This window comes from Providencia sp. 2.29 (genome assembly GCF_015832305.1).
Lineage (GTDB): Bacteria > Pseudomonadota > Gammaproteobacteria > Enterobacterales > Enterobacteriaceae > Providencia > Providencia stuartii.
Genome location: NZ_CP065420.1, coordinates 2,551,562 through 2,574,847, shown reverse-complemented (window position 1 = coordinate 2,574,847; position 23,286 = coordinate 2,551,562). Strand labels below are relative to the sequence as shown.

Below are 23,286 nucleotides of genomic sequence, written 5' to 3'. Positions count from 1 at the left end.
AATATATCTAAAAATGAATTGTTGAAGTTTTTGTTATAGCGCAAGTTATATTTAAGATAGTGTGTATAATAAATTAAATTTCATTATTAATTTCCCGTTAATAATGAAATTAAAACCCACAACCAGAGTAAAATAGTCAATAATAGTGTGTAATTGAATAATCTCTTTGTGCCAGCCCAGCGCTGCTCCATAGTAGCAACGGGTTGTTTTTTAGGGAAAAGGTAATGTAGAGCAAGGTCAAAATGATAGGGCTCTTGTCGCTGGTATAATATTTTAAAAAGATGGCTGTCAAACCATAACCGGAAAATAAAATAGTGGCTCACAATAAAAAGGAGTGTGCTAATAAAGAAGGTGAGATTATCAATTAATGAGTAAATAAATAAGATAAATTGACAAATAAAAGCGAGTAGTGATGCACAACAAAAATAACGCCAACTTGTTGTAAAAATAACCATGACATCGCCACATTGTTTATCAGATAAATGATTCATGATGATGCTCGCTTTAAATAATAGTGTTGATACCAATAATGTAATTGTTCAAGAGTTGCTGAGTTTAGGATCACTTTTGGTCTGGCTTGAGTGATTAGCGCAATCGCATCATCAATCGTTTTAGATTGTTGACTATGAACTAACCATGCAGCGGCGACGGTCGCACTGCGCGAATAGCCTAATTTGCAGTGAACATAAATTGTGCCGCTTTCTGCAAGCTCATCCATTGTGTGCACGGCGCTTTCAATATCCTTTGCACTTAGTGGTAACAAATCGATTTGAGGTTGGCTACGATAATTTAAATCGTGGCTATAGGAATTGCGAGGCCACTCGCAAGTCATATCGAAAACGGCTTGAGCTTGCAAAGGATAAAGCGGGCGTCCACCCAAAATAAGTTTATCGTTAATTTTGCTAGGTTGTCGACACGCCTTGGCATAGTAATGATAAGTTCCTACGGCAATTAATCGATACGGGAGTAGCAAGAGGAGCGCCGAAGGTGACATGCTACCCATCGGAGTTTTTTGGAATACAGAAGCGCCTAGACCTAAGTAGCCAATCGCGACGATAAATAACGCAATAGCAGGCCATAGGAGTAGCCATGCGATACCTTGAAGCGTTATTGCGAGTAACAAACAGGCAAACGCCCCTAAGCCATAATTCGTGCTCATTTTAAAGCTACGACGGCTGCCGGTGTAGTGCCAGTGCCATTGGCTTTCAATAGGCAATAGATAACTAATAAGGACACCAACGGCAAAGCCACTGATAACATCAATAAAATGGTGTTGCCACGTCGTGAGGACAGAAATGAGGATCAGTAGCGACCAGCTATGTAGCAACCAATGCCATTTAGTCGGCATATGAGCTCGGAAACGTAACCACAATAGCCACAGTAAAATAATATGTAATGAGGGGGCTTGGTTATAAGGGAGGTCAAATAATTCAAGGCTATCGAACATCCAACCGGTGATACCGCTTGTGTCAGGCCGAGGGAAGCTAAATTTTAAGGGGAATAATAAAAAGCCAACACAGGCGGCTAATGAGGCAGCGATTAAGCGTAGCCCTTGGATTGTTTGCTCTCTTAAAGAGGTGCAAATAAAAAGGGATAGGCCATAAAACAGGTCAATACTCCAATAAGGGATAATCGTCCAAGGTAAAAAAGGAATATGTGTTTCCCATGAATAAACATAAGAGGGAACATTGGCTAGCGTAGACGTATAAGTGTTAACTTGCCCATAGGTAAGAAAGAAAAAAGGGGCTAAAAAGACTAACCAAAAGAAACCGTATAACCAAATTTTTCGCCGCGGCGAGGAAGGCAAGGGCTTATGTGTGGTTGTCATTCATCTATCCGTTTAGCTAGTTTAATTGATATTGAGATGGGAATTAAAAAGAGTATCGCGTTCACTCAGTGAGTTGTTGCAAGCTATTAGTATATCAGCTTTATTGAATATTAAAGGGGATAAGGTAGTGATGGTTGTCACCACCTTATCAAGCAAAATATCAGGTTCGTTTATGCTCAAATACGCTTAACGGCGTCGAGCAATAGAAACACTGAATATGCCCCAGTTATCAATTAACTGATTAAGTTTTTCGAATCCAGCTTCGTCGACAAGTGCGTCCATTTCACCTTGGCTCCGGCAACGCATCACCCATGCTTGTCCACCTTGGTGACTTGGTAAGACGCGAGCGATCATTTCAACCTGAGGGTGCCAAGGTTGGCAGGTGTAGATAAGTAGGCCACCAGAAGGGATCGCCTGAGATAAACCACTCAGTGAAGCTCGAATCAGGTCATTACTTGGGAAAAGTTCGTATAAACCACTTACGATACCAAGTGTAGGGGCTGGCGTTATGGAAGCTAAGTCATTCGTATCAAAGGCATTGCCTTCTTCAAAACGCACTTTATCTTCAAGATAGCGCTCTTTAATATGTGAACGACCTTGCTCAACATTGACAGGGCTATAGTCTCGCAGTAAGACGGACTCCACTTTGCCATAGTCATTAATAGCGTCGAAGACGTAACGACCTTGTCCGGCGGCTATATCGACAATACGCACTGGCTGGTGTTGTTCAGTTAGCTCACGAATAGCTTGTCGAATGATATTTTCGATGTTGGTTTTACGTTGGCGGATCCCTTGCCAGCCGATGCTATTGAGGTATTGCCTATCAATGATTCGGCCAAATAACCCTTTACCTTGTGCTTTATCACGGTAAATGTAGTCAAGGGTCGACCCAGAGTCAAAACCTTTGTCATAACCAATGCGAACACCTTCTGAAGCCTTGCCTAGTGTACTCATAGAACGGCTAAGTAGCTTATAACCAAGGTTTTTAGGGCACCATGCAGGCAGAGGTTGCGTTAGCTCGCGATAAGCGTCTGCACTCACGCTCCAAGTATCTTCATATTGGTAATCATGTTGATAGCGAGGAACTGAGAATAGTTTGCCAATGAATTCACGGATTTTGGCAATAGGGATATGGCGCTCTTTTTCACCCAGTGTATCGTGATAGAAGCCAGGTAAAATATGTTTCTCTTTAATGGGAGTATTAAGGCGCTCATAAAATTGATGCTGTGGTTTATGGTGTACCACATGATCACTACCAGAAATAAACAGTTGTGTTGGGAGGGTAATCGCACCTGCATCAGCCACTATTCTATCAGCAGTTTTGTACAGTTCGAGCAGGATATTAACTGCAATAGGGCGCGTAATTAATGGGTCACGGTTGAATGAGGCTATGCGGCTTTGGTCGTGAGTTAGGAATTTAGCTTTCACATATGAGTTAACATAAAACAGCCCCCGCATTTTTTGCATCAAAGCAAGTCCTGTGCGCGCAAATGGTACATACAACTTAACTTTAAAAGCTGGGGATGCTAATACCATCCCTCTAATAGGAGGGGCATAGTCATGTACCCAAGCAGAGACTAACACGGCACCAACGCTTTGACCAATGACGATAATATTTGCTAATGGTATTTGGTACTGGGATGACACATAACGTACAAATTCATCCACATCATGAATAGAGGTGCCAAGGGATGGGCTATAACCACGAGGGCCATCATTTCTGCCATGGCCTCGGGCATCCCATGCGAACATGGCGTAGTCAGGCAAGTCTAACTCATCGACAAGATGAGCAACGCGTCCTGAGTGTTCGTGGCCGCGGTGAAATAGAATAATGGCTTTATCTGTTGATTGTTCTGTTGGCCAGTAACGATAAAACAGCGGGGTACGGTCACTGGTGATAAACTGAGATTCAATGACAGGACGTTGAGTTAAATAGTCTGTCTGAGCGTTCATAATGGTTCCTTATGATGATCCGTTTGTGTATTAAGCTCACTTAAGGCCTTACGGATACGGTTGTAGCAGGTGTAAAACAGCAACAATGAAAGGACAATAAAAATAGCAGTAAACCAGTTAGAAGAAGTGATTTGGGGAAAGAGTGCGACTAATAGCCCAAAAGTACCGAAAATAAATGCACGGTCACTCTTACCGATAGGGCCATCATAGCGACGTGAAGCGCCAATAGCTTGTGCGATAACCCCAATAAACTCTGTTAATAATGACAAGAAAAGGATCAGTAAAATCCATCCAAAATCATGAGGGAACAACAAAACAAAAGGGATATACAAGGCCATATCGGAGATAACATCCCCCGTTTCATTTAATATTGCACCGAGATGACTTTTTTGGTGATGTTCACGTGCGAGCATACCGTCAATGGCGTTCAGCGCCATGCGAGTAAATAAAACAAAGGGTAATAAAATAAACAGGTGTGGGTTAGGAAAAATAAATAGCAGTACTCCGATCAAAATAGATAATAGCATTGCAGCCAATGTTACCTGATTTGCTGTCACGCCTGTGTCATAAAGCTTTTGTACGATAGGCCGTAGCAGGTTCTGAAATTTAGGTTTCAGATCATAAATTGTCATTTATTCATCCTTGCAAATTACAACCATAATGGTGCAAATATAGCGTATATGAATACGCGATTATTTTTTAGCTGCAATAAGAGCTATCCTAAGTTAGATTTCTCTCTTGTGATGATAACCTGTGTTCGTGGATATTACCTTTCTATAATATATTGATTGTAAATGAATAATTCATTATCGTAAAATTAAGTGTTTATTTATTGTTCATTTACTTTTATGTTTCGTAATTGTAATAAATTAATTAAGTCGATTTTATAAAGTAATAGAAAATTTTAATCAAAAAGTGAATCAATAACGTCATTCGGCGTAAAAAAAATGCTCAAGTGGCGTATAAAAATCATCCATTGCAGAAATAATAGTATCGCCGAGCTGGATATCATGAGTGTTGAATATCGAAAGTAAAAAAACATCTTAAAATAAGATGTTTTCTGTAATAACACAGCTTCTATTGGGATGAGATTATTTAAACAAGTTGTTCTTCAACGTGATATCTATTGGCAATATTCAACCTCATCCGTTTAAATTGGCTTGGGGTCATTGTCGTCATTTCTTTAAATTTCCGACAAAATGCACTGTGATCAGCATAAGCACATTTTATGGATATTTCAGTAATCGAATAATCTTCTTCGAGTAATTCAATCGCATGTTCAAGACGTTTTTTTTGAATATATTGTTGGGGAGTTATGTGGAATATGGCTTTAAATTGGCGATTTAGTTGGGATAAAGACAAGCCCGATATATCTGCAAGAGTGGTTATTTTTATTGGCATATCAAAGTGTTCGCTAATAAATTGTTCCACCTGACCCAACTGCTTGTTTAATTTTTGACTGACCGACTTTACATCTTGCAAATCTACCGAAATCCCAGCCACACCAATCACTTGGTTATGCGTATTGAAGATAGGAACTTTGGTTGTGACGCACCAACCTAATATGCCTGCTTTATATAAATGCAATTCTAATTTGTTAATGACGCTGATCTTTTTTTGCATCACCAGATAATCCTGAGAGCTATAACTGCGACCTAACTCATGATGAAAAATATCTTCGGCTCGCTTCCCAATGACATCGTTAGTCGTAGCCATTTTACAGCGTTTGGCTAGGTTCTCATTAGCAAGAAGATATTTGGCATTACGATCTTTAACAAAAAAAGTGACATTCGGTAATGTGTTAATTAATGGCATGACCAGCCCGAGGTGATTTAAAAGTATTTCAATATTATCAACGGGAAACAGCATATTTTCCTGACTAATTAATAGCAGCTTATTTAAATTAATCATGCGGCCTCCAACAAGTTCAACAAATATGATTAGTTCTCTGAAATATTTTTATATTGTGCCGAATTGCGCATCAGTGAGCACGAAAGATATCAAGATCCTTTAACAAAAATCAAGCATTCTGTTAACAATTAAAGTGAGCAGAGGATGCAATATGCACAAGCGCTATACACAAATTGAGGTAATTGATTCACATACGGCGGGTGAACCAACTCGATTAGTTATTGATGGTTTTCCTGATCTTGGTAATGGCTCTATGGCATCTCGTTTACAGCGTTTAAGGCACGAGCATGACCTATGGCGTACCACCACCATATTAGAGCCACGAGGCAGTGACATTTTAGTCGGTGCGCTACTTTGCAAACCTCAAAATCCACAAGCCACTGCGGGCGTCATCTTTTTTAATAACGAAGGATATTTAGGCATGTGTGGGCATGGCACGATTGGCCTTATTGCTTCGTTAGCTTACCTAGGAAAAATTACGGTTGGCGAACATACCATTGAAACGCCAGTGGGTGATGTTCAGGCGACATTGCACCCAGACGGCAGTGTCAGTATCCAAAATGTTTACTCTTATCGCTACCGCAAATCGGTCGCGGTGAAGGTTCCTGACGTGGGAATGGTGACGGGGGATATTGCTTGGGGAGGAAATTGGTTCTTTCTGGTTGAGCAATCACCGGTAGAGATCCATCACCGCAATACTAAGGCGTTGACTGAAACGTGCTTAAAAATAAAAGCGGCCTTAGTTGAACAACATATTTATGGCAAAGATGACCAAGAAATTGACCACATTGAACTTTTTGCTGCGTCTTCACAGGCCGATAGCCAAAGTTTTGTGTTATGCCCCGGAGGGGCTTATGACCGTTCACCTTGTGGAACAGGCACGAGTGCCAAACTCGCGTGTTTAGCCGCTGATGGCAAGTTAAACGAAGGGGCAATTTGGCGTCAAGCGAGTGTCATCGGTAGCCAATTTGAAGCCAGTTATCTCTGGGCTGATGGGAATGGCATTATCCCAACCATTCGAGGTACGGCCTATATCAGTGGGCGTAATACCTTGCTTATCGATGAAACCGATCCATTTCGTTGGGGGATCACGGTGTCGTGAGAGGTTGATATGGATAAGAAACGTTCAGTGATTGTTATCGGTGGCGGCATTATTGGCTTAAGTATCGCGCTGACATTACAAGCGGATGGAACAGATGTTTTGCTGGTCGAGAAAGAGCAGGTCGGCGCTGGAGCATCAATGGGGAATGCTGGACATATCGCGACGGAGCAAGTTTTCCCTGTAGCTGACCCATCAATTTTAAAATCGATTCCTGCGATGTTGTTTGATCCTCTAGGGGCACTGCGTCTCGATTGGCGTTATTTATTGCCATTGACGCCTTGGTTACTACGTTTGTTGGGAAATATGCGACATAAACCCTTTCAACGTATTCATCATGCGTTATCCACAATTAATGGTGCATCACTGGCTGCGTGGCAAGCGTTCAGCGATGACTGGCAACTGGCTGATCTTGTAAAAATTCAAGGTTCACTGCTGGTGGCAGAGAGGGAAGCTTCCTATGAAAAACTGCAAAAGCAAGGTGAGTACCTCAACTCCATAGGAGTGAAAAATCAACTATTAACTCAGGCACAACTATTGGCACGAGAGCCTGCTTTGGCTGGTAATCAATTAGGTGGGCTTTATTACCCAGATACGGGGCATGTCGTAGATCTCAATGCACTACATACTCAATTAACAAATCACTTTTTGAGATTGGGGGGGGAGTTACTTTCTCAGTGTGAAGTTACGGGCATTCATACCACTTCAGGTAATACAGTGCGCCTGACAACCTCACAAGGACAATTGGCGGCGCAGCGAGTAGTGATTTCAGGAGGCGCATTTTCTAAATCATTGGTCAAGATGGTTTGCCGCATACGTGTTCCACTTGAAACAGAGCGTGGCTATCACCTTATGTTGCCTAAAGAGGCAAGTAGGTTAAGCGTTCCTGTTTCAAGTATCGATAGGCGCTTTATCATGACGCCCATGAAAGGTGGATTGCGCCTTGCGGGTACGGTTGAATATGCGGGATTGAAACGTCCAGCCAATATGCAACGTGCTCGACACTTTATTCCTCTAGCTGATCCCATGCTTAACACACCGCTAAATAGCGAGCAAGCAACTGAATGGATGGGATTTAGACCGACTCTCTCAGATTCGTTGCCAGTGATTGATAAAAAAGGACCTTATATTTTTGCCTTTGGCCATCAACACTTAGGTCTAACTCAAGCGGCCATCACGGCAAAAATTGTACATAGCTTATTCAAAGAACAGCCGACACCGATCGATTGTTCACCTTATTCCATTGAACGATTTATATAAAAGTTAAGGAGATTTCACATGAATTTTCACGGCATTATTGTTCCAATTGTGACGCCATTTCACAGTGATTTTTCATTAAATGTTAGTGGGCTAGCACAATTAACTGAAACCTTAATTGAACAAGGTGTATCAGGACTTGTTGTGTGTGGCACGACTGGGGAGTATTACGCATTAAACGAGAAAGAGCGTGAAGTGGTGCTGACTACCGTGAGTAAAGTCGCCAAAGGGCGAGTTACCTTGATTGCAGGGATTAATGACCTATCGACAGAAGGGGCGATTAAGCGTGCAGAGCAAGCGGTTTCATTAGGTTATGAAGGCTTGATGTTAGCACCGCCACCATACAGTTTACCGGATCAGCAAGGGGTAATTGCGCATTATGAGCAGGTTGCTTCAGCAACACCATTACCCATCATTATGTATAACTTCCCTGCGCGTATTGGGATCGAAATCGAATACGACACTGTCATACACCTATCTAAGGTGAAAAATATTGTTGCGATTAAAGAAAGTAGTGGTGATTTCAGCCGAGCGCTACGTTTATTACAAACTCAATTCGACAATTTTGAGGTGATTTGTGGTTGTGATGATCAGCCTGTCGATTTCTTTTTTTGGGGCGCGAAAAGTTGGATTGCGGGGGCTGGAAATGTATTCCCAGCAGAGCAAGTGGCAATTTATCAGGCCGCACAGCAAGGGGATTGGTCTACGGCGAAACGGATCATGTCAGAAATTTATCCTGCAATTTATTCGATGGAATCTGGGGATTATAACCAAAAAGCCAAAGCGGGTTGTATCAAGGGTACTGTCGATGTTGGGCCAGTTAGAATGCCACTTTCCAATATTTCACCGCAACAACAACGTGAATTTCTCGCCTTGATAAAATAAGGAAAAACGCCATGAAAATGACCAAAGAAGCAGTATTTGAGCGAGCTCGTTCAGGTTTATTGTGGGCGGGTAACTTGATAGAAAACTACCAAGGGAGCAATGAAAAATTAGAAACCAGAACGCCTATTGATGACAGCATTATTGGATTTATTGCCGATGGTGATGCTCAAGATGTCGATGCCGCAGTTTCAGTGGCAAGAAAAACCTTTAGTGATGGCTGTTGGCAAGGTTTGTCGCCGCAAGAGCGCAAACAAGTCATGCTGCGTTGGGCACAGTTGATTGAGTTACATCAGGAAGAGCTTGCTGCATTAGATTGTGTTGATGCGGGTAAGCCAATCACAGAATGCTTAAATACAGATATGCCAGCGACCATTGAAACTTTTTATTGGTATGCCGAAGCACTGGACAAAATGTTTGGAAAAGTTGCGCCGACAGGTCATCAGGCGTTGGGGTTGATTGTTCATGAACCCATTGGTGTTGTGGGGGCTGTTTTACCGTGGAATTTCCCCGCACAAATGTTTGCATGGAAAGTTGCTCCAGCGTTAGCTGCGGGGAACTCAGTGATTGTAAAGCCCGCGGAGCTGACCTCATTGAGTGCTTACCGAATGGTTGAATTGGCTTATGAAGCTGGGGTGCCAAAAGGTGCTCTGAGCTTAATTTGCGGATTAGGGGAAAAAGTGGGTGAGGCGATAGGTCGACATAGGGATATCGATATTGTCTCTTTTACCGGTTCGACTGAGGTGGGGCGGTTATTCCTTAAATACTCTGCTGAAAGTAACTTAAAAGAGATCGTGTTGGAGTGTGGTGGGAAAAGCCCGCAAGTGGTCTTTGAAGATGCCGATCTTGATGCTGCTGTGCCTCATATTCTATCAGCCGCTTTCTGGAATATGAGTGAAAATTGCAGTTGCGGCTCTCGCCTAATTGTTCATGAAAGTATCCGTCAAAAGCTATTAGATAAACTCGTTGCAGCATTAGCTGAGTGGAAAGTTGGTGATCCCATGGATGAAACTGTCTCCATTGGGCCAATGGTTGAAAAAGCTCACTTTGAGAAAGTGAAGTCATTTATTGATCTTTCTGTGAAACAGGGCGCAAATATTGTTGCAGGTGGAAAAATCCACAGTGAAATGGGCAGTGGTTGGTACATTGAGCCGACAATATTCGATAACGTCACTCCAGAGATGTCATTATTCCAAAATGAGGTTTTTGGACCCTTACTTGCCGTGTCAACGTTTGCAACAGAAGAAGAAGCGATTGCCCTCGCTAATAATACTCACTATGGGTTAGCGGCCTCATTCTATAGTCAAAATATCCATCGAGTGATGAAAGTTGCTCGGCAAATTAATGCAGGCACAGTGTCGGTGAATGGATTTAGTGAAGGTAATATCACGACGCCTTTTGGTGGCTTTAAGCAGTCAGGCTTTGGCGGCAAAGATAACGGATTAGAAGCTTTCGAACAATATACTCAAACAAAAGTCATTTGGATGATTAATCATTAATTTATTCACAACCTGAACAGCGTTAAGTTCAGGTTTTTTTATCCCTACAAATACATAATGACAATAACGAAGGAGTACTCATATGGAAGCCATCGTTAACACACTCGTTGGATACATTTGGGGCAACGCATTAGTGATTTTATCGCTCGGTGTCGGGCTCTATTTTACATTAGCTACACGCGGTGTTCAGTTTCGCTATTTGATTAAAATGGTCTGTTTGCTCAAAGAAAATAAATCATCAAAAGAGGGCATATCTTCATTCCAAGCTTTTTGTCTTGCGCTATCAGGGCGGGTAGGTGTAGGTAATATTGCTGGTGTGGCTACTGCCATTGCGGCGGGCGGGCCAGGGGCGATATTTTGGATGGTAGTGATGGGGCTTTTAGGTGGTGCTAGTGCATTTATTGAATCGACACTCGCTCAGATCTATAAGCAACGCTCCGATGGGCAATACCGAGGTGGCTCGCCTTACTATATCGAAAAAGGGTTAAAACTAAAGCCATTTGCGATTATTGTCGCTGCTGTGATCTGTCTATCTTACGGTGTGTTAGTGCCGGGGATCCAAGCGAATACCATTGCTGACTCTTTCCAAACGTCTTTCAACATTCCGCCTATCGTTACAGGTGTGATTATTACCTTATTGATGGCGTGGTTGATTTTCGGCGGTGTTAAGCGTATTGCCAGTGCTGCCGATAAAATCGTTCCTCTGATGGCGGTCGCTTATATTGTCATGATGGTGATAATTTTAGGTAGCCATTATGACAAAGTACCTGCCATGTTTAGCCTAATCTTTCGGAGCGCTTTAGGGATGGATGCCGTTTTTGGTGGCATCGTCGGTACCGCGGTTTCGTGGGGTGTTCGACGCGCTGTATTTTCTAATGTCGCGGGTGCGGGGGAGGCCACGTTTAGTTCGGCGGCGGCTGAAGTGAGTCATCCGGCGAAGCAGGGGTTGATTCAAGCGTTCTCAATCTATATTGATACTCTTGTGGTGTGCACGGCTTCAGGGCTCATGATCCTAGTTACCAATATGTACAATGTTTTCCCCGATGGAGGAGCAACGGCGCTGATTGAACATGTCCCGGGAGTGGCTGCAGGAACTGCGTGGACACAAATGGCCGTCTCAACAGTATTTGAATCAACGGGCTCTGGTTTTGTCTCAATTGCCGTGTTTTTATTCGCATTTACCACCTTGATGGCATATTACTATATCGCAGAGACAACCATTGTTTATCTAGACCGCCAACTCAAATACCCCATTCTCAAGTTGGTCCTAAAAATGGTCTTTTTGCTTATTCTGTTTATGGGGAGTGTGCAGTCCGTTAGCATGATGTGGAGCCTTGGTGATATTGGGTTTGGTAGTATGAGTTATCTTAACTTAATCGCGATAGTCTTTTTATCTAAACCAGCACTTCGCGCACTACGTGACTATGAACGCCAAGAAAAATTGGGAATCGATCCGGTTTTCGACCCGAAAGTCGCGGGCGTTGAAAATGCACAATTATGGGAAGAGATCAGTCGTGAATATCAATCGCAAACACAATCACCACAACATAAACAGATTGGAAAATTAACCGAAGAGCAGGAATAACATAAGAGGGCATTGATTTGATTAAAAATGGCGGTGAGGGAGGGATTCGAACCCTCGATACGTTGCCGTATACACACTTTCCAGGCGTGCTCCTTCAGCCTCTCGGACACCTCACCGTATTTTTAAATGTAGGTTGCTAACAAACGATATAACTTGTGTTGCAACGGGGCGCTACTATAGGGAAAAGCCGGGCTTGCGTCAACTCCCTATTTGCGCTTTTTACAGTTTTACTGCTTGTTTAGTTAAATATAAAACAATTTGGTTATTATCTAATCTTGAATGGTGAATCTGTGATCGACTTAAACTTCAAGTATTAATTATAAAATTCGTTAGCGGCTTAACAAAATGCTCATCATAACATTCATCAACCGTTGTATTCGCTTGAAAATGAGACATTTTCGGCACACTCTGTTGTAAACATAAGAGGAGTTGTCATGAATATTCTATTTTATCATCCATTTTTTGATGCTAATGAGTGGATCGACGGCATGAAAGCTAGACTTCCACAAGCCAATATTCGTCAATGGGTTAGGGGCGATAAACAAAGTGCCGATTATGCTATGGTTTGGCTCCCTCCTTATGAATGTCTAGCAGGGCGAAAAGATCTGAAAGGTATATTTGCGTTGGGGGCGGGTGTTGACGCCATTTTGAAGCAAGAGCATGAGAACCCAGGAACATTACCTGCTGGCGTGCCTTTAATGCGCTTAGAAGACACGGGCATGGCATTACAAATGGAAGAGTATGCGATGGCGAAAGTCCTCTATTACTTTCGTCGAATGGATGAATACCGCCAATTTCAATCGCAACGTCAATGGAAACCGTTGCCAGCCTATCGCCATGATGAGTTTGTCGTCGGGGTAATGGGGGCTGGCGCATTGGGGCAAGCGGTGGCTAAAAGGCTCGTGGAATTTGGTTTTCATGTGAGAACGTGGAGCCGAAGCGCAAAACAGCTCAACAACGTAAAGAGCTATTATGGACAAGAACAGTTAGGGGCGTTTCTGCAAGGTACACGGGTGATTATTAATTTATTGCCAAGTACCCCCCAAACAGTCGGAATTTTGAATCAAAGCTTATTTAGTCAGTTACAAAAAAATGCCTTTATTATTAACCTTGCTCGTGGCTCGCATCTTATTGAACAAGACTTATTGGCAGCATTAGAGTCGGGGCAAGTTGCAGGTGCCTCTTTGGACGTATTTGCCAGTGAACCTTTACCACAAATGCATCCTTTTTGGACACACCCGCGCGTTGCGATTACACCCCATATTGCCGCGATTACACTACCGCAAGAAGCGATGGACATGATCAGCAGCAATATTCAACGCATTGAAAATGGGCAAACACCTGTCGGGATTGTTGATATGCAACGCGGTTATTAAGGTATACTTATTTTATTTCAGGTTGCAGCTTGGTTGATGGCACTGCTTTATATTCTTCATGCCATCATTTCTTATCCTTGCTGCGCCTCAAATGACTTAGAGTATGCTGGTGATAAGCCACCGTATAATGCGAAAACAGGAACCTGACATGAACGAATTTTCGATCGTCTGCCGTATTTTGGGAACACTCTTTCAGCGCTCCCCCGATGATAGTGTGGTAAAGCCATTACTGGATATGATAGCCCAAGATAAATTAAAGGCATCTTGGCCATTGGAGCAAGATGAGTATTGGGCGCGCATGGCAAAATCGGTTGATATGGCAGCGATTACCGCCGACTATCAAACGTTATTTGGTGGAGAAACACCTGCGGTTTCGGTGTTTGCCCATGATTATGATGATGAAATCGCGGAAGCGGAAATCCGTGAATTTCTTGTTGAGAGGGGGATGACTCTGACAAACGCGAGAACCGATGCCTTTGGTGCGCTCTTATTGGCGGCATCTTGGCTTGAGGATCAAGCGGCAGAAGATGAAACAGCGGCGCAAATTGAGCTATTTGATAGCTTTATATTGAGTTGGTATGGTGCATTTCTAGGCAAAATGGAAGCTCATGCGACAACGGCATTTTATCGTACGCTGGCGCAAATTGCGCGTGATGCAGTGATTGCATTACGTGATGAATTAGAGTCAGAGTGACAGCGTCACTTTTGGTGTAATAAAATCCGCCTCTAAGCGAACCTTGTCAATGTAAATTGGCTATCAGAAAAACGAGGTAAGCCACTTAAGAGGTTTTTGTATTGGTATTAAGTATAACGCGTAGCATTTTGATAAACGGGTATATAGGTAGATAAAGAAAAGGCAACGTCTAAAAACGTTGCCTTTTGTGCTGTTTTCAATCGAAAATTTTTATGGATGTTAGTCAACTAAAGGAATAACGAGCTTGCCTGGTTTGATTTCAAGCCCTTTTGCTAATTTTTTAGCCGTTGCCTCAGCTGCACTATTTTCTGGATTCAACACATAAACCGGTTGTGTCTCAAAAAAGGTTTCTAATGAACTGTTGAGGTATGGGATCACGGCAGCAATAGCGGTATCCATACTCTCAGGAGTGACAGTGTATTGGCTGATGTTCAGCTCTTTTAAGTAAATGGCGCCTGCTTGAGCGTCAAAATAAGGGCGAGCCGTTAGGGTAAGCGCTATTTTGGCCTCGGCTTTACCTAATAAAGTATCTAAGTTGACTGCGGCATCCCCCGTTAAGGCGATTTTCCCCGGCTCACTGCGACCAATTTCTGATTTCAAGTTGGTTAATTGGATGTCTGCATCCGCGACGCCAGAAATACCAACTTTATTGTTATATTTAACTTTATTTGCAAGATACTGATTAACTGTATTTTCGCTAATCGAAAATTCAGTAAGTTGGCTACAGCCAGTGAGTAAAGTCAAACAGCCAATCAGAGCCGCCAATATAAATTGTTTCATAAACACTCCTTTTACAGTAACTTGACTATCTTATCCTATAATTATGGTTAATTGGCCTTTTACCCACATTTTTGTTAGTTAAAGTTTAAATTTATGGGCGTGTAGAGTCTAAATATCTCCGTTATTAACCACTTAACATGGCAGATTCAATTTTCTTACGGTTAAATTGTTTATGCAGTGCCCAAAGAGTGATGAAACCAATTACACCTAATAAAAACCACGGTAATTGTGGCAGATCCCATTGGTGACCAATATCGTACATCCAACCTCCACCAGTGTAGCCAACAGCACCTCCTAAAGCTAATCCTAAGCGGCTAAACCCCATATAACTACCGCGTGCACGTGGATCTGCCAGTGAAGCACTTAATGTTTCTCGTGCAGGATCGGCGGTTACAGTGCCTAAATAAAATAAGCATATTAATCCAAATAAAACAGGTAAAGAGCTCGTCATACCGATAGGAAACATGCTTAAACTCATTAAAAACAATCCAGCCATTAAACGCTGCTCAAGGCGAAAATATTTTTCACTCCAACGGGCGATGGGATAAAGTAACGTTAATGAAATAACGGCTTCAATGGCATACATCCATTTCACTGCGGTTGGCGTGCCTGCGATTTCATTCACAACAATAGGGAACATCAGCATAACCTGTACAGAGAGCATAAAATAACCAGCTAACGTGACCACATAGGTCACAAAACGGGTATCTTTGAGTACTCGGCTCATACCTTCTTTGATTGGTGTTCTTACCGTTGAAATACGGTAGGCCGGGAGTAGCCAAGCATTACAAATAGCGGCAAGTACAAAGACGGCCGCGCCAGCCCAACAGACATAATGGAAATCGTATTGCAGTAACCAACTACCAATCAGTGCACCAATAACGGCGCCCGCGCTGTCTTGCATGAGCAGCAGAGAATAAAAGCGTCCACGCTCATAAGGCCTTGTTAGCTTAATAACTAATGCGGTTCTTGGAGGATCAAATAGTGTTCCACCTAATGCTGACAAGACACAGGAGAGCCACAACACCCAAGGGTCATTGGCAATTGCCATGAGCACAAAGCCACAGGCTCGCAATAGCATCCCTATGACTATCATTGGCTTAGCGCCAAAGCGGTCTGCAATAGCACCACCAAAGATCCCAAGTCCTTGCTGAACAAATTGTCTCAGACCTAAAGCAAAGCCAACAATGACGGCGGCCCAACCTAGCTGGTCAACAAAGCGAATAGAGATCAATGGAAACACGACAAAAAAACCGAGAACAACCAGCATGTTGTCTAGGAGTAAAAAATATTTACCTAGACTTCTTGCCTGTGACACCTGCGCCATGACACACCATCGTAAAAAATAATAAAGAGGGAAGGATTCTTAATGTTTCTCATCAATAATATCAGTAGAATAGAAAGGGGAAGATGATATTTTTTTATCGTTATACCTAATGGTTATTGATAATGTGTTTTTATCCTTATGCCATCTCTGGCGATTTAATTTTTAAAAGGGTTAACGATGTTTGGTTATCGGACAAATGAACCAAAAGTGCGTCTTGTGACAGAAAGGATGGTTGTACGGTTAGCATATGAGCGTGACGGCTATCGATTAGCAGATTACTACAGCGAAAACAGAGAATTTTTGAAACCTTGGGAGCCAACCCGAGACAGTTCACATTTCAATCCATCAAGCTGGAATAGTCGCTTACATTTAATGACCGAGCTGCATCGTCAGGGAAACGCCTATCATTTTTTACTCTTAGACAGTCAAGAAAATGAAGTGATGGGTGTGGCGAATTTCAGTAATGTATTGCGTGGTGCTTTTCATGCGTGCTATCTAGGCTACTCATTAGGTGAAAAGTGGCAGGGGCAAGGGTTGATGTATGAAGCCCTTTCACAAGCTATCCGTTATATGCAAAAACATCAAGGGATGCACCGCATTATGGCTAATTACATGCCACACAATTTGCGTAGCGGTAACCTTTTGGCTCGTCTCGGTTTTGAGCGAGAAGGGTATGCCAAACAATATTTGCAGATTGACGGCCAGTGGCGTGACCATGTACTTACGGCGTTAACCGATGCAAATTGGAAACCGGTGAAACCCTAATTAACGGTATACGCCTAATAATTCGAGTGCAGCGTATCAAAATTATCAGCTTGCTGCTCTCGGACTCGGGCAAGTAACCTCTGATTTTATCATCCAATCATAGTCAGTCATGCTCCACGCTGATAAACTGGCATAATTGTTTTCTTTTAGTCTACCTATCATGAATTTATTAAAATCATTAGCAGCGATAAGCTCAATGACCATGATGTCTCGGGTACTTGGATTTATCCGTGACGCAATTATCGCTCGGGTATTTGGTGCAGGGGCAGCCGCGGACGCCTTTTTTGTCGCCTTCAAATTACCTAATTTATTACGCCGTATTTTTGCAGAAGGGGCGTTCTCACAAGCATTCGTGCCAATACTGGCGGAATATAAAAACCAACAAGGCGATGAAGCAACTCGTACTTTTGTGGCGTATATTTCGGGGATGCTTACCCTCGCACTAGCGATTGTCACCGTGATCGGTATGATTGCCGCCCCTTGGATTATCTATGTGACGGCGCCGGGCTTTGCTGCCGATGCCGATAAGTTTGCATTAACCACAGACCTACTGCGGGTCACCTTTCCTTATATCTTTTTAATCTCACTCGCGTCGTTAGCTGGTGCAATTTTAAATACATGGAATCGTTTTTCGGTTCCTGCGTTTGCGCCAACGTTGTTGAATGTGAGTATGATTTTCTTTGCAGCATTTGCGGCGCCTTACTTTGATCCTCCCGTAATGTCATTAGCTTGGGCCGTGATTGTGGGGGGAATTTTGCAACTGGTGTATCAACTCCCGCATTTGAAAAAGATTGGCATGTTAGTTCTGCCACGGATCTCTTTTCGCGATAGTGGTGTTTGGCGAGTAATGAAAATGATGGGACCTGCCATTATTGGGGTATCTGTTAGCCAAATTTCGTTGATTATCAATACTATTTTCGCATCATTTCTGCAATCTGGCTCAGTGTCTTGGATGTATTATGCGGATAGGTTGATGGAGTTGCCATCAGGGGTGCTGGGTGTTGCATTAGGAACCATTTTGTTACCTTCGCTATCGAAAAGTTTTACTAGTGGTAACCATCAAGAATATCGTCATTTAATGGATTGGGGCTTACGCCTCTGTTTATTGCTCGCCTTGCCTTGCGCGATTGGTTTAGCGATCCTTTCGGAAGCGCTTACCGTATCGCTGTTCCAGTATGATAAGTTTACAGCTCATGACTCATTGATGACGCAATACGCATTAATGGCCTATTGTGTAGGGCTGACAGGGATGATCCTAGTGAAAATTTTGGCGCCAGGGTTCTATTCACGTCAGGACATTAAAACACCAGTTAAAATCGCTATTGTCACATTAATTCTAACTCAGTTAATGAACTTAGCATTTATTGGGCCAATGAAGCATGCCGGATTAGCACTGTCGATTGGTTTAGCAGCGTGTTTTAACGCAGGTGTCCTTTATTGGCAATTACGCAAGCAAGAAATTTTCAAACCACTTGCCGGTTGGCGAGGTTTTATTTTTAAACTCGTCATTGCCCTTATCGTGATGTCAGCGGTTCTGTTTGGTGTATTGCACTTTATGCCAGAATGGCAAGAAGGCAATATGGCCATGCGTTTATTGCGCTTAATTTTTGTGGTGATTATTGGTGCTGGGAGCTATTTCGCCGCGCTATTCGCTTTAGGTTTCCGCCCAAGAGATTTTAAAAAGCAGAGTATTTAAGCCACAATAAATAACTGAAACGCCCCATTGGGGCGTTCAGAAATTCTTATTGTAGCAATTTTCTCACTACCCATTTGCTTGGCAATAGTATTAGGCATACACAAAGCGCTTAAGTAGCGCCTTATGCCACCCGCAGTATTTAACAGGTTGTTAAAATTTTGTCAGTAATGACAGGGCCATTTGAGCTGGATTATTAGTCAAATAGTCCTGTAATAATCCATTCATTGGAAGATCATGTACGTCGAGTCTTGGCTTTTCCCCGTGGGGTAGCGATACATGCCACCTTGCCACGGCTTTGCCGATCGATATAACAGCAGGATTAACAGGGGGATTATTGGCTCGTATGTCTCAACGTAATAAAAAAATGACCATTGCACTTAACTATATATCGGGGATAGCGCTGGTATTGATTGGTTTAATACTTCTATATGATAATTTCATTTTCAAGAGATGAATTTAAGGTTAAATGTGTCAAAACAGTATCGGCATCTTTGCCTGACTATAATGATACATTTAACCAGAGAAAAATAATTACTAACATTTGCTGTAAAAAACGTCATAACAGCTGGTAAGAAGCTTCGTGAAAATTTTAAAGAGAGGGGCTTTCGTCTAATAAATAATATCGCTGATTCATATAATGAGGCCGCTTTTTATTACGGTATTGGAGGGGCATGCTATTTCGTCTCTCAGCTCTAACGCTCATATTGAAATAAAGCGGTCTAAAGAGCACGAAAAAAATTTCCTGAAATTGAGTCGACAGAAACAATAAACCCTATGCACAGCATAGGGTTTATTATCAATATGACACTTAGATATCAGCTTACATACGTTCGACGGTATCGATCCCTAAAGTATCCAACCCAGCTTTTAATGTCTTCTGGGTCAATAGCGCTAATTTTAAGCGGCTTTGGCGCTGAGCTTCATCTTCGGCACTTAAAATAGGACAGTGTTCATAGAAGCTTGAGAACAGGCCGGCTAAATCATAAAGGTAAGCGCACATAACATGTGGCGTACCATCACGTGCGACCATCAAGATGGTTTCTTCAAATTGCATCAAACGCGTAGCAAGTGCAATTTCACGTGGGTCTTGTAACACGATAGGCAGTGTGAGATCCGCTTGTGTCACGTTTGCTTTTTTGAAGATTGAGGCGACACGCGTATAAGCATATTGCATATACGGTGCGGTATTACCTTCGAAAGCTAACATGTTATCCCAATCAAAAATATAATCCGTTGTACGGCTTTTTGATAAGTCTGCATATTTTACTGAACCAATACCGACAACATTTGCAACGTTGTTTAACTCATCTTCTGGCATATCGGGGTTTTTGCTGCGGATGAGTACTTGCGCACGTTCAATCGCTTCATCTAATAAGTCAGAGAGGCGAACAGTACCGCCTGAGCGAGTTTTAAAAGGCTTGCCATCTTTACCGAGCATCATGCCAAACATGTGATGTTCGAGAGACATTGATTCTGGGATATAACCGGCTTTACGTACGATTGTCCATGCCTGCATCAAGTGTTGGTGCTGACGTGAATCAATATAGTAAAGTGCACGGTCAGCATGCAGTACTTCATGACGATATTTTGCACAAGCGATATCTGTTGTCGTATATAAGAAGCCGCCATCTTTTTTCTGGACAATAACGCCCATAGGCTCGCCTTCTTTAGTTTTAAATTCGTCAAGATAAACGACAGTAGCACCTTCGCTTTCTACCGCGAGCCCTTTGGCTTTCAAGTCAGCGACAATCCCAGGCAGCATATCGTTATATAAACTTTCGCCCATGACGTCATCTTCAGTTAACGTCACGTTCAAGCGACGATAGGTTTCTTGGTTTTGCTGCATGGTGATATCAACCAGTTTACGCCACATTTTACGGCAGTACTCATCACCTGATTGCAATTTAACCACGTAACCTCTTGCACGCTCAGCGAATACTTCATCACTGTCATAGTGTTGTTTTGCTTCGCGGTAAAACTCCTCGAGATCTGCCAATGCCATGTCACTTGCATTTTCATTTTGCATTTTTTCGAGGTAAGCGATCAGCATACCAAATTGCGTACCCCAGTCACCAACATGGTTAGCACGGATCACTTTATGCCCTAAAAACTCTAAAGTACGTGCGGCAGCATCACCGATAATTGTCGAACGCAAATGGCCTACGTGCATCTGCTTGGCCACGTTTGGCGCGGAATAGTCGATGACGATAGTTTCTGATTTAACAGGGGATAGGCCAAGGCGATCACAGGTTAATGCTTGTTCCACTTGTGTGGTGAGCCAGCTTGGCTCAAGGAAAATATTGATAAAACCCGGCCCTGCGATTTCTACCTTGCTTGCAATACCTTCAAGATCTAAATGGCTGACAATCTGCTCGGCCAGTTGTCGGGGATTGATGCCCATTTTTTTAGCAGCGCCCATTACACCGTTGGCTTGATAGTCACCAAACTGCGCTTTCGCTGATTGACGCACAAGGGCATCACTGCCTTCTGGAGCTCCCGCTGCCTGCATTGCAGCACTGATTTTATCTGAAAGAATAGCCTGAATATTCACCGGATTACCTTAAATAACGAACCATAGTTATCGCATTGTGCCATCACATGCGTAGAACTAAAAGAAAGAAGAGAAAATTCGGCAGGTTTTATACCATATTTTAAGGGAGTCGTGCTACAGTCTGGCAGTTTTATTCACGGTATAGCTGTCATATTTCAATAGCGTTGATAACACAACAGACGAAAAATTGAGAGTATATCGCGAATGCGAAGAGATAAACGGTGTTTAGAAAAGAGTGTGTTGAATGACTGAATTTGCCAATGTGCCTGAACTGCAAGATCTATGGAACACGTTGCCTGAGTTTGAGCAAAAATTAACGCAAATGGCTAAAGTATTAGCTTTATCCTTAAACGATCACCTGATAGACCATGTTTCTGTCCGTTGTCATCATAATGAAACAGCAGAGCGCTGGCGGAAAGGCCTTCACCAATGCGGTCAGTTACTGTCTGAAAATGAAATTAACGGGCGTCCGATCTGTTTATTCGAGTTGAACAAACCATTAATAATCGCATCTCAACAGGTTTATGTGGTCGAATTGCCTTTTCCAAAAGGAAAAATGTACCCACAAGAGACATGGGAGCACGTTGAGATGGTCATTAATGTCGCCCCAGAACAGCTAGAGCAGAGTGCATTGGCATTACTGCCACATCCGCTTCCAGAAGGCTACAGCTTGAAAATGAGTCAACCGAAAGGGCAGTTAGAAAGATTGCCTAATCCGACATTAGCAGTGACAAATGGGATAATTACTTTGAAATATCACCCTTACGCGCTGAAACAGATTATTGAAAGCGAAAAATAAGTGATGTAATTAACGTTATTACGAACAATTCGTAAAAAACTGTTAATGGTGTGATGTTAATCCGGTAACGTTCAAAAATTAGTGGCATCATTAATCGAATGTTAACGATTAACAAGTTCCTTTAAGTTATTAATTAGATGTTAAAGCAACACTTTAATCCTACGTTTTGGAGGTGGTCATGGCAAAATTGGAAATTTGCTGTTTCGGTATCGAATGTGCACAAGTTGCACAAGAATACGGCGCTGATCGTATTGAATTATGCTCCGGTGCAGCAGATGGCGGCCTGACACCAAGTTATGGCTATCTAAAATTAGCAAGCGAAAAACTTCATATCCCCGTTCATCCTATTATTCGTCCGCGCGGAGGCGATTTTTGCTATAACACGAATGAATTTGAAGTAATCTGTGAAGATCTGCGGATGGTGAAAGAGATGGGCTTCCCAGGGGCAGTTATCGGAATCCTCGATACCGAAGGGCGTATCGATATCGACCGCATGGCGATATTGATGGAAATAGCAACGGGAATGAATATCACGTTTCACCGCGCATTTGATATGTGCGTGAATCCCTTATTAGCCTTTGAACAACTAAAAAGTTTAGGGGTTGCTCGTATTCTTACATCGGGGCAGCAGCAGAATGCAGAGTTGGGATTACCGTTACTTAAAGAGTTAAACGAAAAAAGTATTGAAATTAACGGCCCAGTGATTATGGCTGGTGCAGGGGTTAGGCTGGCTAATTTAAGTAAGTTTATGGAAATAGGGCTGGTAGAATTGCACAGTTCGGCGGGGAAATCAGTTCCGTCAAGTATGAGTTATCGTAAAGCAGGGGTGACGATGGCATCAAACAGTGAAAATGATGAATTTACTCATTACTGCGTTGATGGGCCAACCGTTGAAGCGATGAAAGATTTTATTTCGATCACTGAAAAGATTTCGGCATAAAAACGAAACTATTCAATAATAATTAATAAAAAGGGAGAGTTTTATCTCTCTTTTTATTTTAGGTCATGTAATCAATACAGAAAAGAGATAGTAAGTAATAAATCGTTCAATATAGCCTTTTACCCATAAAACAGTATTCAAAGTCATTTTAGAGATCATGCTAAATAAGAATTAAATGATAAGGCAATATCGATAAGATATTAAAAAGGGGAATAGTTTCGCGCTTTAAAGAGAACAGTTATATGCTGTTTTTCTCGAGGTAATAAGGCATAAGAAACCGCGTATAAGATAATCTTCTTTATCCATAAATACACGTAAATTGATTGGGCCGTTATAGAAAATAA

Annotated in this window: 19 protein-coding genes and 1 tRNA gene; 11 read left to right on the top strand and 9 right to left on the bottom strand. The window is 42.4% G+C overall.

The features are described 5' to 3' along the window. Positions 1–86: 86 nt before the first annotated feature. From I3B46_RS22425 to I3B46_RS11805, 5 genes are all read right to left on the bottom strand, one after another. Positions 87–491 carry a hypothetical protein gene (locus I3B46_RS22425; protein WP_004919398.1) on the bottom strand — a complete coding sequence of 135 codons (405 nt, stop codon included), beginning with the start codon at positions 489–491 and terminating at the stop codon, positions 87–89. Then, positions 488–1,828, bottom strand: coding sequence for a phosphatase PAP2/dual specificity phosphatase family protein (locus tag I3B46_RS11820; RefSeq protein WP_036940096.1), 1,341 nt, complete (start codon positions 1,826–1,828; stop codon positions 488–490). Before I3B46_RS11820 ends, I3B46_RS22425 begins: the two co-directional genes overlap by 4 nt. 186 nt (positions 1,829–2,014) lie before the next feature. Further along, positions 2,015–3,781, bottom strand: coding sequence for a bifunctional alpha/beta hydrolase/class I SAM-dependent methyltransferase (locus I3B46_RS11815; RefSeq protein ID WP_053110883.1), 1,767 nt, complete (start codon positions 3,779–3,781; stop codon positions 2,015–2,017). Next, positions 3,778–4,413 (bottom strand): CDP-alcohol phosphatidyltransferase family protein, encoded by a 636-nt coding sequence (locus tag I3B46_RS11810; RefSeq protein WP_104873456.1) that lies wholly within the window; start codon positions 4,411–4,413, stop codon positions 3,778–3,780. The genes I3B46_RS11815 and I3B46_RS11810 overlap by 4 nt, the downstream gene beginning before the upstream one ends. A 463-nt stretch (positions 4,414–4,876) precedes the next feature. Continuing rightward, positions 4,877–5,692 (bottom strand): helix-turn-helix domain-containing protein, encoded by an 816-nt coding sequence (locus tag I3B46_RS11805; protein WP_014658279.1) that lies wholly within the window; start codon positions 5,690–5,692, stop codon positions 4,877–4,879. Between the two features lie 151 nt (positions 5,693–5,843). Between I3B46_RS11805 and I3B46_RS11800 the strand changes: the two genes are divergently transcribed. The 5 genes from I3B46_RS11800 to I3B46_RS11780 all read left to right on the top strand — a co-directional run bounded on the left by I3B46_RS11800 (position 5,844) and on the right by I3B46_RS11780 (position 12,014). Continuing rightward, positions 5,844–6,794 (top strand): 4-hydroxyproline epimerase, encoded by a 951-nt coding sequence (locus I3B46_RS11800; protein ID WP_088499327.1) that lies wholly within the window; start codon positions 5,844–5,846, stop codon positions 6,792–6,794. A gap of 9 nt (positions 6,795–6,803) precedes the next feature. Next, entirely contained in the window at positions 6,804–8,051 is a 1,248-nt protein-coding gene (locus tag I3B46_RS11795) for an NAD(P)/FAD-dependent oxidoreductase (RefSeq protein WP_004919408.1), read from the top strand. 18 nt (positions 8,052–8,069) lie between these two features. Beyond that, positions 8,070–8,933, top strand: coding sequence for a 4-hydroxy-tetrahydrodipicolinate synthase (gene dapA, locus I3B46_RS11790; protein ID WP_004919411.1), 864 nt, complete (start codon positions 8,070–8,072; stop codon positions 8,931–8,933). A gap of 11 nt (positions 8,934–8,944) precedes the next feature. After that, the gene (locus I3B46_RS11785) at positions 8,945–10,429 is read left to right on the top strand and encodes an aldehyde dehydrogenase (protein WP_053110884.1); all 1,485 of its coding nucleotides are present in this window, start codon (positions 8,945–8,947) and stop codon (positions 10,427–10,429) included. 82 nt (positions 10,430–10,511) lie between these two features. Next, entirely contained in the window at positions 10,512–12,014 is a 1,503-nt protein-coding gene (locus I3B46_RS11780) for an alanine/glycine:cation symporter family protein (RefSeq protein ID WP_004919417.1), read from the top strand. Between the two features lie 28 nt (positions 12,015–12,042). On the opposite strand, the gene I3B46_RS11775 is transcribed toward I3B46_RS11780, so the two are convergent. After that, a tRNA-Ser gene (locus I3B46_RS11775) sits at positions 12,043–12,130 on the bottom strand. Positions 12,131–12,448: 318 nt separating this feature from the next. Between I3B46_RS11775 and ghrA the strand changes: the two genes are divergently transcribed. Together ghrA and I3B46_RS11765 are read left to right on the top strand one after the other, a co-directional pair. Continuing rightward, entirely contained in the window at positions 12,449–13,390 is a 942-nt protein-coding gene (gene ghrA, locus I3B46_RS11770) for a glyoxylate/hydroxypyruvate reductase GhrA (RefSeq protein ID WP_014658283.1), read from the top strand. Positions 13,391–13,538: 148 nt separating this feature from the next. Continuing rightward, positions 13,539–14,084 carry a TorD/DmsD family molecular chaperone gene (locus I3B46_RS11765; RefSeq protein ID WP_104873457.1) on the top strand — a complete coding sequence of 182 codons (546 nt, stop codon included), beginning with the start codon at positions 13,539–13,541 and terminating at the stop codon, positions 14,082–14,084. Between the two features lie 219 nt (positions 14,085–14,303). Here I3B46_RS11765 and I3B46_RS11760 read toward each other — a convergent pair whose 3' ends face one another. Continuing rightward, entirely contained in the window at positions 14,304–14,864 is a 561-nt protein-coding gene (locus tag I3B46_RS11760) for a lipoprotein (protein WP_004919424.1), read from the bottom strand. Positions 14,865–14,988: 124 nt separating this feature from the next. Then, positions 14,989–16,191, bottom strand: a complete 1,203-nt coding sequence (mdtH, locus tag I3B46_RS11755; protein WP_004919425.1) for a multidrug efflux MFS transporter MdtH — start codon at positions 16,189–16,191, stop codon at positions 14,989–14,991. A gap of 177 nt (positions 16,192–16,368) precedes the next feature. On the opposite strand from mdtH, the gene rimJ reads away from it, so the two are divergent. Further along, on the top strand, positions 16,369–16,956 hold the full coding sequence (rimJ, locus tag I3B46_RS11750; RefSeq protein WP_004919428.1) for a ribosomal protein S5-alanine N-acetyltransferase: 588 nt from the start codon (positions 16,369–16,371) through the stop codon (positions 16,954–16,956). Between the two features lie 160 nt (positions 16,957–17,116). Then, positions 17,117–18,652, top strand: coding sequence for a murein biosynthesis integral membrane protein MurJ (gene murJ, locus I3B46_RS11745; protein WP_004919431.1), 1,536 nt, complete (start codon positions 17,117–17,119; stop codon positions 18,650–18,652). An 820-nt stretch (positions 18,653–19,472) separates the two neighbouring features. Here the strand turns inward: murJ and argS are convergent. Continuing rightward, positions 19,473–21,203: an arginine--tRNA ligase gene (gene argS / locus I3B46_RS11740; RefSeq protein ID WP_014658286.1), complete on the bottom strand. Its 1,731-nt coding sequence runs from the start codon at positions 21,201–21,203 to the stop codon at positions 19,473–19,475. A gap of 244 nt (positions 21,204–21,447) precedes the next feature. Here argS and I3B46_RS11735 point away from each other — a divergent pair, with 244 nt between their 5' ends. Both I3B46_RS11735 and cutC read left to right on the top strand, forming a co-directional pair. Further along, positions 21,448–22,002, top strand: coding sequence for a VOC family protein (locus tag I3B46_RS11735; protein WP_004919436.1), 555 nt, complete (start codon positions 21,448–21,450; stop codon positions 22,000–22,002). 178 nt (positions 22,003–22,180) lie between these two features. After that, a complete protein-coding gene (cutC, locus tag I3B46_RS11730; RefSeq protein WP_014658287.1) occupies positions 22,181–22,942 on the top strand; it encodes a copper homeostasis protein CutC in 762 nt (253 codons plus the stop codon). Positions 22,943–23,286 lie beyond the last annotated feature (344 nt).

Bases quoted from the DNA above. Each gene is read 5' to 3' on its own strand.
- I3B46_RS11765 (WP_104873457.1), top strand. From the start codon at position 13,539: ATGAACGAATTTTCGATCGTCTGCCGTATTTTGGGAACACTCTTTCAG.
- I3B46_RS11810 (WP_104873456.1), bottom strand. From the start codon at position 4,413: ATGACAATTTATGATCTGAAACCTAAATTTCAGAACCTGCTACGGCCT.
- I3B46_RS22425 (WP_004919398.1), bottom strand. From the start codon at position 491: ATGAATCATTTATCTGATAAACAATGTGGCGATGTCATGGTTATTTTT.
- dapA (WP_004919411.1), top strand. From the start codon at position 8,070: ATGAATTTTCACGGCATTATTGTTCCAATTGTGACGCCATTTCACAGT.
- I3B46_RS11785 (WP_053110884.1), top strand. From the start codon at position 8,945: ATGAAAATGACCAAAGAAGCAGTATTTGAGCGAGCTCGTTCAGGTTTA.
- I3B46_RS11820 (WP_036940096.1), bottom strand. From the start codon at position 1,828: ATGACAACCACACATAAGCCCTTGCCTTCCTCGCCGCGGCGAAAAATT.
- mdtH (WP_004919425.1), bottom strand. From the start codon at position 16,191: ATGGCGCAGGTGTCACAGGCAAGAAGTCTAGGTAAATATTTTTTACTC.
- I3B46_RS11760 (WP_004919424.1), bottom strand. From the start codon at position 14,864: ATGAAACAATTTATATTGGCGGCTCTGATTGGCTGTTTGACTTTACTC.
- I3B46_RS11795 (WP_004919408.1), top strand. From the start codon at position 6,804: ATGGATAAGAAACGTTCAGTGATTGTTATCGGTGGCGGCATTATTGGC.
- I3B46_RS11815 (WP_053110883.1), bottom strand. From the start codon at position 3,781: ATGAACGCTCAGACAGACTATTTAACTCAACGTCCTGTCATTGAATCT.
- I3B46_RS11735 (WP_004919436.1), top strand. From the start codon at position 21,448: ATGACTGAATTTGCCAATGTGCCTGAACTGCAAGATCTATGGAACACG.
- I3B46_RS11805 (WP_014658279.1), bottom strand. From the start codon at position 5,692: ATGATTAATTTAAATAAGCTGCTATTAATTAGTCAGGAAAATATGCTG.
- I3B46_RS11780 (WP_004919417.1), top strand. From the start codon at position 10,512: ATGGAAGCCATCGTTAACACACTCGTTGGATACATTTGGGGCAACGCA.
- ghrA (WP_014658283.1), top strand. From the start codon at position 12,449: ATGAATATTCTATTTTATCATCCATTTTTTGATGCTAATGAGTGGATC.
- murJ (WP_004919431.1), top strand. From the start codon at position 17,117: ATGAATTTATTAAAATCATTAGCAGCGATAAGCTCAATGACCATGATG.
- rimJ (WP_004919428.1), top strand. From the start codon at position 16,369: ATGTTTGGTTATCGGACAAATGAACCAAAAGTGCGTCTTGTGACAGAA.
- I3B46_RS11800 (WP_088499327.1), top strand. From the start codon at position 5,844: ATGCACAAGCGCTATACACAAATTGAGGTAATTGATTCACATACGGCG.
- cutC (WP_014658287.1), top strand. From the start codon at position 22,181: ATGGCAAAATTGGAAATTTGCTGTTTCGGTATCGAATGTGCACAAGTT.